Source organism: Algicola sagamiensis DSM 14643 (assembly GCF_000374485.1).
Classification (GTDB): Bacteria; Pseudomonadota; Gammaproteobacteria; order Enterobacterales; family Alteromonadaceae; genus Algicola; species Algicola sagamiensis.
The window spans coordinates 1-14,588 of record NZ_KB894495.1 but is presented as its reverse complement, the minus strand read 5'-3'; the positions used below and the strand labels follow the sequence as shown (position 1 = coordinate 14,588).

Genomic DNA, 14,588 nt, shown 5'->3' with positions numbered 1-14,588 from the left:
TTAGCCATATCGCCCGGTTATGTAGTCTTCTGTCTTACGCTCGGCTGGGGTCGTGAAGATCGTATTGGTATTCGCATATTCGATCAGCTCACCCATATACATGAATGCGGTTTGGTCGGAAACCCGCGCAGCTTGCTGCATGTTATGGGTGACAATGACGACAGTGTATTTTTCTTTCAAATCATTGATGAGCTCTTCGATCGTCAATGTTGAAATGGGATCAAGGGCCGATGTTGGCTCATCGAGAAGTAAGACTTCCGGCTCGATTGCAATCGCTCTTGCGATCACCAAACGTTGTTGCTGACCACCAGATAAACCAAATGCACTTTCATGGAGTCTGTCTTTGACTTCATCCCATAGTGCTGCGCCTTTTAAGGAGCCTTCCACAACTTCATCCAGCCGTCTTTTATCTTTGACACCTTGTAAGCGCAAACCGTAAATCACATTCTCATAAATAGATTTTGGAAAAGGATTTGGTCGTTGGAATACCATCCCAACATTTTGTCGAAGCGCAGCAACATCGATATCTTTGTCGTAGATATTTTTACCATGCAGGTTAATTTTGCCTTCTGTTCGACATGTATCCACCAAATCATTCATCCGATTCATACACCGAAGTAGCGTCGATTTACCACAGCCACTTGGTCCGATAAACGCAGTTACTTGCCGTTTCGGAATTTTCATATTGATATCAAACAGAGCCTGTTTATCACCGTAAAATAGGTTGAGCCCTTGAATTTCCAAAGCCGTTTGCTCTTCAGACAATTGGCCCAGATCAAGTTGTTTTTCAAGATTCATCACTTCTGGAGCTACCGAAATCATCACATTATTCCTTCAGTTTAATCTATCTCACACAGACACTTATTGCTCTAGGGCTCTAAAACGTTCGCGAAGATGGTTACGAATACCTATTGCGGTCATATTCAGTGCAACAATCACACTGACTAATAAGAACGCGGTTGCATAGACAAGCGGGCGTGCCGCTTCAATATTTGGACTTTGGAAGCCAACATCGTAAATATGGAACCCAAGATGCATGAACTTCCGATCCACATGGACGAAAGGAAAGTTTCCATCAACCGGGAGTGTCGGTGCAAGTTTGACAACCCCCACAAGCATCAAGGGTGCGACTTCTCCGGCAGCACGAGCCACTGCCAAAATTAACCCTGTCATGATGGCCGGACTCGCCATGGGGATCACAATCCGCCAAAGGGTTTCAGCTTTCGTCGCACCTAAGGCAAGACTGCCTTGTCGAACAGAAGAAGGGATCCGTGATAAACCTTCTTCTGTTGAAACGATGACAACCGGCAGCGTGAGAATGGCTAAAGTAAGCGCAGACCAAATTACTCCGGGTGTACCGAATGTCGGCGTCGGCAATGCTTCTGGGTAGAAAAGTTTATCCAAACTACCGCCTAACATATAGACAAAAAAACCAAGACCAAAAACACCGTAAACAACAGAAGGAACACCCGCGAGGTTGATCACCGCGATTCGTATGATTTTTGTGACTGAATGATTGCCTGCATATTCATGAAGATAAATTGCAGCAACCACACCAAAAGGCGTCACGATCACAGCCATCAGCATCACCATAAAAACAGTACCGAATATCGCCGGAAATACTCCACCTTCTGTATTCGCTTCTCTAGGTTCATCCGTAATGAACTTGCCAAGCTGAGCAAAAAAGTGTCCAATCTTGCCAAAAAATGACATGTCATTTGGATAGTAGACATCTAACACTTGACTAAGATTGAGCTGAACTTCTTTTCCTCGCATGTCTTTCACAACAACATAGTCACGTGCAGACTCATCTCGCAGTGCAAATAATTGCTTTTCTAGAACAGCATATTCTTGTTTTAGCGCTTGTACATCTGCTTCGATCTTCTGACGCTTATCCTCTGTCAGGTCATTGTTTATCTCAAGTGCGCGTTGTTTCAAGCGTAATTTTTCAATTTGGTAATTGATACGGCCGATTTCATCATGCTGCAAATCGTAAAGCTGCTCATTAATAGATGAAGTCCGTTCTAATACATCCGATAACATGTTTTGCAGGTCATTTTTAATCAAGTTGCCATCACGAGATACAGCCACAAGATAACCATAGAAGTTGCCATTTTGCGTTCTTTCAAACACGGCCATTCCTTCTGGCGTTTGCATTTGTTCAATGTCATGGGCAAGGATCCAGCGGAAGTCCAATTCAACAAACTCACGGTTCCCTGTTTTGACGAGATAGCGTGTTGCTGTTTCTTCACGATAACCATCTAAATGAACACCAGCGCTACGTAATTGGGATGTCGGAATCGTTTCTCGGTCATAAATCTCACCGATGATTGTTTGTTGAGTGATCGCGTGTTGGTTGACCTTCATCTGAAACTCATGGACCGGAGAAGGCCAAAAAAATGACAAGCCACGCCAAGCAATCAAGCTCAAAAGCCCAATCACAGAAATCAAACTGATACTCACTGCGCCTGCAGTCATCCAAATCCAGGGAGAACCCGACTTAAACCATTGTTGCATGTTGACTCTCCCTATAAAGAACTGTACTTGTCACGCAGTCGCTGACGTACAAATTCAGCCACCGTGTTAAACAGGAAGGTAAATATAAATAAAACAAAGGCAGCCAAGAACAAGATCCGGTAGTGGGAGCTGCCAACTTCTGATTCCGGCATTTCCACCGCAATATTCGCCGATAGTGTTCGCATACCTTGAAAAATATTCCAATCCATAATGGGTGTATTTCCGGTTGCCATGAGAACGATCATGGTTTCGCCAACCGCACGACCCAGCCCCATCATCACCGCAGAAAATATCCCTGGACTTGCTGTCAGCAGGACAACCCGCGTTAAAGTTTGCCAGCGTGTTGCACCTAAAGCCAAAGAACCGTTTGAAAGATGTTTCGGTACGCTAAAAATCGCGTCTTCCGTAATGGAGAAAATTGTTGGGATTACCGCAAAGCCCATCGCAATACCAACAACCAGCGCATTTCGTTGTGAGTAATCAATGCCTAAATCGTTCGTGATAAACTCCCGAACATTGCCATCGAACAGAAGTTCTTCAAAGATTGGACCAAGCCCCAATGCAATCGCACCAGCGATCAGCACAACTGGGATCAATACAATGGCGTCCCATCCTTCTGGTACTTTGTTTTTCACAGCAGGAGATGCATAGTGCCAAAGTAATGCAGCACTCAAAGTTGATATCGGCAAAGCCAACAAAAGCAGGACGACTCCCGGGAGATGATTTTCCATAATCGGTGCTAACCATAGGCCGGCCAAGAAGCCAAGGATCACCGTCGGTAGCGCTTCCATAATTTCAATTGTTGGTTTGACGACTTTCCGCATACCTGATGACATGAAATATGCTGTATAAATAGCGGCAGCAATCGCGATTGGTACTGAAAACAACATGGCATAAAACGCAGCTTTCATGGTACCGAAAGAAATTGGCACTAAACTGAACTTTGGTTCGAAATCATCAGATGCTGATGTTGATTGCCAAGTATAAGCTGGTGTTTGATAGCCTTCGTACCAAATTTCTGACCACAATGCTTCCCATGATACTTCTGGGTGCTCATTGGCTACATCAAAGACTTTCAGTTGATTCCCGTCTTGCAAAATTAATGTATCTGATCGCGGTGAAATACCGAGATGTCGTATCGGCGTATCCCCGAGGTCACCTTGCCAAAGTTCAGCATGGTTGGTGGTATGAAAAGCTGATAACTGACCATTTTCACTCGTCACAAAGAAAGTCTTACGGAAAAACTCGGGATAGATTCCATTAATCCCAGTCATGTTTGTTTCAAATCGGCGAATTTCTTTGAGCTGACGGCCTGATTCTTCATTCACTTCAAACCACTGAGAGATCATGCCATTATCATTAGCAATTAAAATTGAATTTGCACCAGATAATAGGCTTGCCGTCAGAACATTCGCGCTCATTTCGTTCACTGGTAATTGATACAAAGTAGAAATGTCGTCAACATCGCGCGTATCAAATACCTGTAACTGATTTTTTGCAATCAGGAACACTCGCCCAACATTGGGAGCCATGAGCAGCGCTTGGGTGCCTGATACTTTTTCAGCAATTTTTTGGGAGTCAGAGGACCAGGTTATTTCACCTGTCATAAAGTTTTCTTCTCCCTCGAATGTCGAGAAGTAAGCATTACCTGCTTCCGTTATACTTGCCACACCAATCTGATCTTCATCCCATGCAAAAGCAACGTGTTGTATTTGTTCACCCTCAGGCACAACAGGGATCAGAGTACGTCCCATCGGATAACTTACTTCGGGTGTGATTTGACGGACATTGTCTGGATAGGAAATCTTAAATTCAGGTCTGACAAAGAGAATTGATCTGCCAGAAGCATATAAATATGTATTTTGATGTGGTGCTGAGTATGCAAATGCCTGGACAGGCTCAGACAGCACTGTAACCTGACGCAATGGTGCTAAGGCTTTTGATTCTTCTATCTGGTAAAATTTCAGTATCCCAGTTTGCTCAAACTGGTAAGCAATCTCTGATTGCTCCTCCATCCCAAGTGCAAGTGTATTTTGTTGAACCGTATAGGTCCCTGTCCCAGCGCGCGGTGCCACTTCAGCGCCATGAAAAACAGGTTCAACCACATAGAGCAGATAGAAAAAAATCAAAAGGAGCGCAACCAGGACTAAACAACCTCCTGTTGTCACACTATATTGAGCGAGCTTATCTTTGAACGTTCGCCACGGGCTCGTAGAAACCGTTATCGCTTTATTCTTTGACATCAAAAACATCTCCCAAAAAGATGTCGGAAATTATATGAAGGCAACATGACAGTATTGTTACATTGAAGCATATTCGATACAGGCTTCGAGCATGATGAATTTAACTTCATTATTTTGTTTGATTTTATCTTAAAAATTAGCGTGATTTTTATGAGATTTAAGGATTACTATCGCTTCCTCTGGACAAGACGAAGGTTTTAAGTCAATACTTGGTGCTTGCAAAAGCGCGTATTCCCTTAGTATTGAGGAAGGAAGTATGAAACAACTGATTCTCACCATTGTTGGTCCAGATAAACCTGGACTTGTCGATGGACTCTCTCAAATGGTCCTAGAGCATAAAGGCAACTGGCTCAAAAGTGATCTAAGTCACCTCGCAGGTCAATTCGCAGGCATCGTGCAAATCGAAATCGACGATAATAACCATGAAGCACTTTGCCATGCTGTAGAAGGGATGGTGGATTTAGATATCCGTGTTCATGAGGGGCGGCAAGAAGAAGAAAAAACACGCTCGGAAATCAATTTTGCAATTACAGGGAATGATCGTCCTGGGATCGTCCAAGAATTATCCAGTGTATTGGCCCAAAATGGTGCGAATATCGTTCATTTTACCAGTGCACAACAGAGCGCACCCAATTGGGGATCCCCAATGTTTAATGCTGTCGCAACAGTATCCATCCCTGAAGATGTTGATAAAGAGACTTTGATCGAGTCAGTCGAAGCACTCGCAAATGATCTCGTGATCGATATTGAAGAATAAGTGCTGGGGCGTCAGCCCCAGAATACCTTTTCTCAATACCTTTCCGCGAACCACCTTTTCTTAAACGCCCTTCTTAAATCCCGTCTTCCTAACGAATTCCCGACATATCTTTGATCTACCTGATTGATCCATCAGTTAATTCTCGTCATAATAGCTCTACGTACCCATCTTTATCCAGGGTGTGTTTCTCAATCAAACGTGACCTATGTCGTCAAAGAAGAATAAAAATCCATGACCAATCCATTATTTTTTCCAAAAGAGCTCAGTTGGCTTTCATTTAACGAACGCGTACTTCAAGAGGCTGCCGACGAAACAGTTCCGATTATCGAGCGCCTACGCTTTTTAGGCATTTTTTCCAGTAATATGGATGAATTTTTTAGGGTAAGAGTCGCAGAAGTGCGGCGGCGAATACTGCTAAAAAAGTATCAGTCAGAACACGATGATCCAGAACGCCTTCTCCACCAAATTCACGAAAAAGTCCTAAAACTCAACAAAAAGTTCAATACCATCTATAACGACTGCTGCAAAACCCTCGCTCGACATAACATCCATATCGTTTCTCATGACAAAGTCAGCCATTTTCATGACTCCTGGCTCAAACAATATTTCCGTGACAAAGTCCTTCGTCATATTTCGCCTATTATTGTCACGGATGATGTCGACCTTGTTGAATGTATGGACGATCAACATGCCTACCTTGTGGTTGAGATGATCAAAGATGAACAAAAGCCAGAGTATGCCGTTATCGAAGTACCCACGGATGACTTACCACGATTTGTTCAGCTTCCACCGGAGGGAAGTAAAAAGAAAAAGAACATCATTTTACTTGATGACATTATTTGTCACTTTCTTAGCGAGGTATTCTCAGGCTTTATGGTCTTCGATACGATCAGTGCATACTCCCTCAAAATGACGCGTGATGCAGAGTACGATCTCCACCATGAAATCGACCAAAGCCTTTTAGACAATATGTCTCGCGGTCTCAAACAACGGGTCAACTCTGAGCCTGTACGGGCAGTATTCGATGAAGATATGCCAGAGCATATGATCAAGCTTTTAAAGAAAAAGCTGCACTTTTCTTCTTTGGATTCTCTCCAGCCTGCTGGGCGTTACCGGAATTTCAAAGACTTTCTTTCTTTTCCGAATGTTGGCCGTGCGTACTTGGAAAATCCGAAGCTGCCGTCTATCGAATCACAGGCTTTTAGTCAGTTTCCAACAGCATTTGAAGCAATCCAACAGCAAGATATTCTCTTGTATTATCCCTATCATAAGTTTCGTCATTTCACAGAATTGGTTCGCCAGGCATCCTTTGATCCGAAGGTGACGTCGATCTACTTAAACATGTATCGAGTTGCAAAAAAATCTCGGATAATCGGATCTTTGGAAGACGCAGTCAAAAATGGGAAGAAAGTGACCGTCGTCGTCGAGTTACGCGCCCGATTTGATGAAGAAGCAAATATTGAATGGGCAAAAACAATGACGGATGCGGGGATCCATGTCATTTTCGGGATCCCTTCTCTCAAGGTGCATAGCAAACTATGTCTCATCAAACGCAAGGAAAAAGGCAAAGTGGTTCGATATGCTCATATCGGAACCGGCAATTTTCATGAGAAAACAGCCAAACTCTATACCGACTTTAGTTTATTCACTTGTTACCCAGAAGTCACACAGGAAGTCGATCACGTCTTTAACTTTATCATGAATAGTTATAAGCGTTTCGACTTCAAACATTTGGTTGTTTCTCCGCTGAATTCCAGGCAACGACTTCTCAAGATGATTGGCCGAGAAATGAAACATGCCAAATCGGGACTCCCTTCTGAAATCATCATTAAAGTAAACAACTTAGTCGACCGAGAAATAATCGCTAAGCTTTATCAGGCAAGCCATGCAGGCGTCAGAGTAAGAGCAATCATTCGTGGTATGTGCTCATTGGTTCCCGGCGTGAAGGGGCTGAGTGAAAACATTGAAGTGATTAGTATTGTTGACCGATTCCTTGAACATCCCCGCGTTTGTGTCTTCCACAATAATGGCCAACATGATGTCTTTATTTCTTCAGCCGATTGGATGACACGAAATATTGATCATCGAGTTGAAGTGGGCGTACCAATATACGATACAAATCTCAAACAGCAGATCATCAATATTCTTGAGATCCAGTTCAAAGATACGACAAAAGCACGTATTATTGATGCGGAACAAAAAAATCGATACAAACCACGCGGTAATAAACGCAAGATCCGTTCTCAAGTTGAGATCCATCGCTTTATCGCCCAGCAGGAAAATATAAAATAATCGATTGTGTGATTTATTCAGGAGTAGCATCGACTATGCTATTCCTTTTACAGAAATTTACTCTTATCTGTATGTATTATAAGCACTTTAAGCAACATTAATTTATTGAGCAAATGTTTTGGTACACAGTTTGGTACACACTCAATTTTTGCATTCTACAGCCTATTCCCTCACCGTACATGATGTTCTATATTACTCTCCAAAATAAAGGATAACCATCATGAACAAATCAGAACTCATCGCCAAGATTGCCCACGAAGCAGACATCCCAAAAGCAACAGCAAGCAAAGCACTTAACGGCATTCTTGAATCCATCAGCTCAGCGCTTGAAGAAGGTGATCAGGTTTCGCTCGTTGGTTTTGGTACATTCAAAGTGAATGAAAGAAAGGAGCGCTTGGGACGTAACCCGCAGACAGGTGAAACAATGAAAATCGCAGCGACTAAAGTGCCAAGTTTTTCGGCTGGGAAGTCGTTGAAAGAATTTGTGAATGGGTGAGGTTTGAGCCGCAGGGGTGCTCTATCAATCTGTAGTGGCCAAAATTAGTTGACCACTACAATGCTACGAAAATTCTTACCTTGATAATTGTAAAAATTACATTTTAATCAGTTCAGCTGTCAAACATAAAATCATAGAGATGAGTACAACAGCAACCATTAGCTTTGCGTTATTTGTACCTTTCTGATAGAAAGCTTTTGCTAAGTCATCCCCTCTAAAGTTAAAAGAGCTTTCCCCTTTATAGTTAAGAGCTTCACTATTTATTTGGTAGCATATAGTCATTGCTGATTGAGATAATTTTAGCCTCCCTTTCAACTGATCTGCTATTGAGATTGCTCTTATTCCCAAAAATAATACAAGAAAAAAGCTACTAAAAAATATGATATCTACCATAATTTGGCTCCTACTCCACCAGAAACTCCCAGTCCTCCAGGGAATCTAAGCTTTAATTCAAAGTTAGTTGATAATGGTCCATTGACACCACCAACTCGAGTTGTCGAAAACCCTATAGGGCCTAACTGTACTGATAACGATTGAGTCCATGTTACATCATAATTCGCAATTAATGGGTTATTTGAGTTATATAATGTAAAGTCAGCACCAGCACCCAATACAACACCAGCTCCCCACTCTGTAGCTAAAGCCCCTGACCCCGAAAATCCGTACTGATCTGTGTACTCCAGCTCCAAAGATGCGCAAGGCCCCGCACATCCAGTTGCTTCAACTGATAAATCTCCATTTTTCATCCAAAATTTATGAAAGCCCGCTTTTTTCTCCATAAACTTTTTTTGAGTCTCAGAAAGTTTAGGTCTTCCATGGCCTCTTTTGAGCCTTCCACCCAACTGATTAAAAATCATCTGATAAGCAGCCGTCTTTGCACCATTGGCAAACTTACCGCCGCTGATCACAGAGGCTGTGCCGCCGACAACCATGGATGCTGCGACTTGATAGTACTGATTGCTGATGTTACCGACTATTGTCGGGGTCGTGAACTTTGTGAAGCCTGCGCTGAAGAAACCGTGGGAGAATTTACCACCCGAGGCTTTGGCTGACAAGCCACCAACCACGGCGTGCATCGCAACAACTTTGGAAAAGTTGCCTGCGGAGGCATACACGATCTCACCTGCTGCATTTTTACCTAAACTAATGCCCGTTGCCTCAGTGGCACCACCATAGTTTGCACGGGCATACTCACCAATCTTATGCATCGCATACGCAGTTCCAAAGGCAATCGCGCCTGCGCGTATCCCTGCACCAAGGCTTCCCGTCATATAATACGACTGGGCGCCTGCATACATGCCAACATAGGCGGCTGTCCATAGAGGGCCACCCGGAAGAAATGCCAAACCAATCTGCACTCCCATATTCAGATATTTATTCCTGGCAAGTTGCTTGAGCACCCACTTTGCACCTGTCAGTTCACCTGCAACATTCAAGAGTTTTTTGAATAAGAACCCGCTCGGATCCGTAAACTTCAGCGGATTATTTTGCACATAGGCATAGCGGTTATAGCCCTGCGTATCACTTGGATATTGAATGAATGGATCGGCCTGCATAAAGCGTCCAACATCCATATCGTAAATCCGACCATTCATATGAATGATACCCGTGCGATTGATTTCCTCATGACCGGTAAAGCCACGGTTCTCTTCCATCGGTTGGTATTGGTCGATTTTACTCGATGACGCAATCACATCCTGGCGTTTGCCAAATGGGTCAAACAGGCTTTGTGATACCACAACCCCGTTTTCATCCGTGACTGCTGTCGTAGAGCCAAGCGCATCACTGTGCATCACTCGGATAGTATCATCACGACCATCTGCGAATTTCTTGATGGCAATCGAGCCGACATAGTAGGTTTCCCAACCTAAATCTGGCAGGGTCTTTCCTGTTTTGTCCTTAAGCCCGGTTGCCCAAACTTTCTCATAAGACTTACCCACATAGTAAGTCGTTTGGCTGCCATACACGCCACCATGGTCACTGAAGATATCTCTTCGGTAGTAACGACTGTTGCCCAGGCCATAGCGGAACATCGAATTCACACCATTCGCAATCAAGTGTCTGAGCTTATGGCGCGTGCTGTAATAGAAGTGCTTCTCGCCTTCACCTGACTGCCAGCTAATATTACCTGACGCGTCATAGTAAAACCTTCTCAGCTTCGTCGGGTCTTGCTCATTGCGAATAAACGCTAAACGGTGGGGTTTGTCGGCATCGTATACGTACTCGCCCGCCCCCGTCATATAGGTCATATTCCCAAAGCCGTCGTAACGGAATTCCTGTGCTTGCGCGACTGCATCGCCCAAGTTCAAGATATCCGTCTTGAAGTTCACCGTTCTTTTCGTCAGACGGTCGAATGGTTTATCAAAGGTGAAGTTTTCTTCGACGGATAAGAATGGTGTGGTGTTATCACTCGCACCCGTATTATCGAAGTACTCGCTGGAGCGGGTTTTTGTACTGCCGTTTTCGTAATGCGCATAGCTGACATGGTATAAATCACCATGGGCATTCGAGCTGATCCGAATATCCTTCACCCAACCCCGCTGCGCATCAAAGCCTTTACTGCGCGTCACACCACCCAGGACGGTTTCTTTGGTGACACGCCCTAAGGCATCGACAGCATCAACACGTTGGTACAAGTCACCACTTTGGGCATTGTAAATCGCTTTAAGCTGACCATTGTCCGCGTATTCATTGCGAACCGTAAATCCATTGGGATAAATCTGCGTCGCCACACGGCCAAACTCATCATAAGTCACGCCCGTAATAAACGCTTTCGTCTTATCCAAAGTCGTGGTCGTTTGCGTTGCACGCCCCAAGTTGTCGAATTGATACGCTCTATGCTCGTAAGCATCTGACTTTTTGATATCCGCACACGTCTTGCCTGCATCCACTTCACTGATGGACTCTTCAACAACAGAGCCAACCCAAGGGACTTGCTTATCTTCATAACGTTGACACGTGAGGATGGTTTTCCCTTGCCAATTTAGAATGGTGCTTTGAACCAAACGACCGTATGGGTCGTAAGTCAGGGTTTTGACATTCCCATTGGCATCGGTCTGGGTTTTCAGCATCCCTGATGCATCATAGGTATACGTCCAAGTGCCCTTCTCTGGGTCGGTTGTGGTGAGTTTACGGCCATAGTTGTCATACGTCACCGAGACCACAGAGGATTGCATATCGCCATTGGCATCTTGTGCAAAAGTTGACGAGTGTTGCAGTTGACCATATGCATCATAGGTCTTTTGGACCCTCGCCCGCTGACTGACTTGTCCCGTTTCGCCCATTTGGGCTTGTGTCGTTGGGGCAAACGTGACGATCTCACTCCCAAGTGGGCTGACCACATTTTGGACGTAGATGTATTCCCCGGGTAAGTGACCTAGGTTTGATACTTCCGTCACACGCCCATAATAACCAATGGTCTTTTGGCTGCCATTACTATGCACTTTTGCGACTGGACGCTTGTATTGGTCATATCGGGTTTCAACATAAATCGAGCTTTGGGCACTACCTTTCGCTGGTTGATATGCACGAACAACTTGGTTATCCGCATTATAAGTTGTGCGCGTTTGTGACACCGAACCATCAAGCAACGTATTTTCTGTCATGACTGTCCGTCCATAACGGTCCAGATACGAGACGCTATCAGACATGCCTGTCTTCGATTCAACGACTTGAATGAGTGATTTGCCCCAACAGCTTCCCTGACAATAAGATTTCGTCGTTCGCTTCTCGGTCCCATCTGGATAGACCGTGCGGATAACCAATCCATAGTTGCTAAAATACTGTGTGGTGATGAGTTTTGCTGGTGAGACGGTTGCCTGACTATAAAACGGACCTTCGACTTCTTCAGCAGAACGCCCATTATAGAAGTGGTAAGTTTTGCGGCCTAACGCATCCGTTGTATGATCAACGTAACGACCACGACTGTCATATTGCACAGAAGCAACACGCGCACCCAATTTGGTCTGACTTTTGGTTATCACCGTATTACCGAAGGCATCATAATCACGCGTCACGGTTTTTTCTGTGTCCAAACCCGGCTCGGTAATTTCCGACTTCAACATCCCCTTTTTCACGCCATCCTGATAATAGGTGAACAGGCTTCGTTTACGCATCGTACTTTCTGGCTGGGTCACTCCCGCGATGGTGTGAGCAAATTGCTTTTTCGTGACTTTAACTTCGCTTAATCGGCCGTAGCGCTTTTCCTCATGCTGTGAACCAAATTCATTCTCCGTTGTTGTTCGATGCAACACAGTACCAGAGTCATCAAACATATTGACGATTGATGAGGTCATATTGCCATAACGGTCCTGCTCAAAGATTGTTTCTGTCTTGCCTAGGTAGCGATGCTGTCCATCGGAAGTCATGGTATAGGTTTGATCAGTCACACGATTAGCATAGGTAACATAAGATTTGTGATCACCCACAAGTCTCATCGTTTTATAGCGGTTTTCACTGACTTTGGAGAGCTTCCCATTTGCAAAGTACGCTTTCGTCTTCAGTGGCATCATCCGGTTATAACGCGATTGACCATAGGTAGTAACCGTTTTTGTCCCATCTCGCGACGATGTAGATGTGATCTGACGGAATCCAAGGTTGCCTAAACCACGACGGTCTAATTTCAACCCTGCATATTTGTAAGTCACTGTGTCCGCAACATCACGCCCAAGTGCCATATCGTACGTGCTGGAGGTCACCTTTGAGACTAGTGGCTGTCCATTCTTTGGAACATATGTTGTGGTATTTGATCGTGTTTCAGGGTCGTAAACACGACGGTTTCTCATCGGGGTGTAGGTGATCTCTGTTGAGATATTGGCACCCGTTGCTGTTGAGGGTGAATAACCAACCGTAAGCTTTTTGAGTTTGTCTCCTAAAAAGTTGTGATTGGCTTGGTTTCTTTTTATGTAGAGTCGCTTTTTATCCCCATCAAATATCATCAGATCCGGGTGACCATTTCCCTTTTGATCAACAAAACGGAACTCAACATCTTTGGCATTCACGCTTGCGACAAGATTATTTGTACTGACACCTTTTAAAGTTTGACCAGAACCATAGACCTCGATATTGGCTCTACGCAACTCATGGAAGTAATCGTAGACATCTTTGTTTCGACGTATCCAATAGCTATGAGACTGGACTTTGACAACTTTATGCTTCTCTCCTTTGACATCATAATATGCCTCAAGTTTTCCATCATTATCTAAATCAAGAATATGAACATTTGAGAAAGTCTCTTTGACCGTCCAGTCTCCATCGCGATAAGACGAACGTGTCAAGAAAAGAGATTGTTCTTCATTAAAACCAAAGCCATTACTCAGCTGATAACTAATCAGATTGTTCGTTTTATACAAAATATCTGACAGACCATCCCGATTTAAGTCAACAAACTGAAAGTCTGTATCATCATCGATTGGACCTAAACTAACATGTTCATATTCTAGACTTTCGAGCTTACTCAGCTCCGTAATTGGTTTGGTATGTTTTGAAATCAAAGCAATCAAACGGTTCTTTTTACTTGATGGACGACGCTTTGTTGAAGAGGCCGACATACCCATCGAAGTACTCCGTTTCATACGGTAGTTCACGTGATCACCTGGAGTATCAACTAACATTAGTATTTGATCATCAATGGGTCTCGGATCCATCCCCGGTGTGGGCGGCTCGGGAATGATCCCTCTCACACACCCATATTTTTTAGGATCAGGCGCATTCTGGCATAAACAATGACGGTAAATTCCGGGTTCATTTCTTTCGTATTTAGAACAAATTCCCACTGGTGAAGTGACTGGCTTCGTACTAGAGTTGCCTCCTGAGGTACTGTGTACATTTGCCTTGAGAATAATATCCGTGACACCATCCCCATTCACATCCGCATTACCAGCTACAATCAAAGGAACGGACTTCACATTCCCTAAATCATGCATGACTCGGAATTGTTTTTTAGACAACTCGCCATTTTGATTGATGTTCGCGTAGATGGCACTACCTGTTTTATCAAGTAGATAGGTGTAATCCAGTTCAACCTTATCCATTTGCCCATCGCCATTTACATCTGCGGTAGTAATTTGTCCAGGTTGAAGTGATGATGAATTTTTAATATCAAGACGTTTTTGGTTGAGCGTACTCGTTGGCGATTGATGAAATGCAACATGCCAATTTCCATCTTTAATAAACAAAATAGAGCTATAGTCAAATCTGGTGTATGACATGATCATGCAGCATCCTGTTGATCATCCGACGTTACTTTTTCTCCATCCTTGAATTCGATCCCTGCAATGACATC

Annotated in this window: 8 protein-coding genes; 3 read left to right on the top strand and 5 right to left on the bottom strand. The window is 43.9% G+C overall.

Annotated features, from left to right (window positions below; genetic code table 11):
- Genes pstB through C505_RS0109195 form a run of 3 tightly spaced genes read right to left on the bottom strand, consistent with a single transcriptional unit; the run spans position 1 to position 4,763 of the window.
- A complete protein-coding gene (pstB, locus tag C505_RS0109205; RefSeq protein WP_018692317.1) occupies positions 1-822 on the bottom strand; it encodes a phosphate ABC transporter ATP-binding protein PstB in 822 nt (273 codons plus the stop codon).
- A 39-nt stretch (positions 823-861) separates the two neighbouring features.
- On the bottom strand, positions 862-2,517 hold the full coding sequence (pstA, locus tag C505_RS0109200; RefSeq protein ID WP_018692316.1) for a phosphate ABC transporter permease PstA: 1,656 nt from the start codon (positions 2,515-2,517) through the stop codon (positions 862-864).
- A gap of 11 nt (positions 2,518-2,528) precedes the next feature.
- Positions 2,529-4,763: an ABC transporter permease subunit gene (locus C505_RS0109195; RefSeq protein WP_407636615.1), complete on the bottom strand. Its 2,235-nt coding sequence runs from the start codon at positions 4,761-4,763 to the stop codon at positions 2,529-2,531.
- A gap of 253 nt (positions 4,764-5,016) precedes the next feature.
- Here C505_RS0109195 and C505_RS0109190 point away from each other — a divergent pair, with 253 nt between their 5' ends.
- From C505_RS0109190 to C505_RS0109180, 3 genes are all read left to right on the top strand, one after another.
- Positions 5,017-5,517 (top strand): glycine cleavage system protein R, encoded by a 501-nt coding sequence (locus C505_RS0109190; RefSeq protein ID WP_018692314.1) that lies wholly within the window; start codon positions 5,017-5,019, stop codon positions 5,515-5,517.
- A gap of 231 nt (positions 5,518-5,748) precedes the next feature.
- Positions 5,749-7,809 (top strand): polyphosphate kinase 1, encoded by a 2,061-nt coding sequence (ppk1, locus tag C505_RS0109185; RefSeq protein ID WP_018692313.1) that lies wholly within the window; start codon positions 5,749-5,751, stop codon positions 7,807-7,809.
- Positions 7,810-8,029: 220 nt separating this feature from the next.
- Positions 8,030-8,305: an HU family DNA-binding protein gene (locus C505_RS0109180; RefSeq protein WP_018692312.1), complete on the top strand. Its 276-nt coding sequence runs from the start codon at positions 8,030-8,032 to the stop codon at positions 8,303-8,305.
- 96 nt (positions 8,306-8,401) lie between these two features.
- On the opposite strand, the gene C505_RS0109175 is transcribed toward C505_RS0109180, so the two are convergent.
- Positions 8,402-8,698 (bottom strand): hypothetical protein, encoded by a 297-nt coding sequence (locus C505_RS0109175; RefSeq protein WP_018692311.1) that lies wholly within the window; start codon positions 8,696-8,698, stop codon positions 8,402-8,404.
- Positions 8,692-14,514, bottom strand: coding sequence for an RHS repeat domain-containing protein (locus C505_RS0109170; RefSeq protein ID WP_169337027.1), 5,823 nt, complete (start codon positions 14,512-14,514; stop codon positions 8,692-8,694). The genes C505_RS0109175 and C505_RS0109170 overlap by 7 nt, the downstream gene beginning before the upstream one ends.
- Positions 14,515-14,588 lie beyond the last annotated feature (74 nt).

Coding starts and splice junctions, on each gene's coding strand:
- C505_RS0109180 (WP_018692312.1), top strand. CDS start 8,030: ATGAACAAATCAGAACTCATCGCCAAGATTGCCCACGAAGCAGACATC.
- C505_RS0109170 (WP_169337027.1), bottom strand. CDS start 14,514: ATGTCATACACCAGATTTGACTATAGCTCTATTTTGTTTATTAAAGAT.
- ppk1 (WP_018692313.1), top strand. CDS start 5,749: ATGACCAATCCATTATTTTTTCCAAAAGAGCTCAGTTGGCTTTCATTT.
- pstB (WP_018692317.1), bottom strand. CDS start 822: ATGATTTCGGTAGCTCCAGAAGTGATGAATCTTGAAAAACAACTTGAT.
- C505_RS0109175 (WP_018692311.1), bottom strand. CDS start 8,698: ATGGTAGATATCATATTTTTTAGTAGCTTTTTTCTTGTATTATTTTTG.
- pstA (WP_018692316.1), bottom strand. CDS start 2,517: ATGCAACAATGGTTTAAGTCGGGTTCTCCCTGGATTTGGATGACTGCA.
- C505_RS0109190 (WP_018692314.1), top strand. CDS start 5,017: ATGAAACAACTGATTCTCACCATTGTTGGTCCAGATAAACCTGGACTT.